The following is a 228-nucleotide window of genomic DNA, read 5'->3' as shown; positions in this document are numbered from 1 at the left end:
TCCCCTGCTCCAGCGACCACTTGCCGTCGGCTCCTGCCTTCACGCTTCCAAGGACGTTGCCGCCTTCACAAATGGTGACAATCGCGTTAGCTACCGCCGTACCGTTCAGCGTCGGTTTGTTGTCGTTGGTCAGACCGCCGTTGACAATCGCCCCCACGGTACCACCTGCCACGTTATCCACTACGCTGGTGATGGCAGGTGTGGTGCTGTTGGTGCCAACCAGAACGC

At 60.1% G+C, this 228-nt stretch carries 1 protein-coding gene; it reads right to left on the bottom strand.

What is annotated here, in order from left to right; genetic code table 11:
- Window positions 1–228, bottom strand: a 228-nt coding sequence (locus tag KVT28_RS27680) for an Ig-like domain-containing protein (protein ID WP_217551571.1), incomplete at both ends; no start/stop codon positions are given.

This window comes from Pantoea sp. GbtcB22 (assembly GCF_019091025.1).
Classification (GTDB): Bacteria; Pseudomonadota; Gammaproteobacteria; order Enterobacterales; family Enterobacteriaceae; genus Pantoea; species Pantoea leporis.
This window is presented reverse-complemented; position numbering and strand designations above follow the sequence as displayed.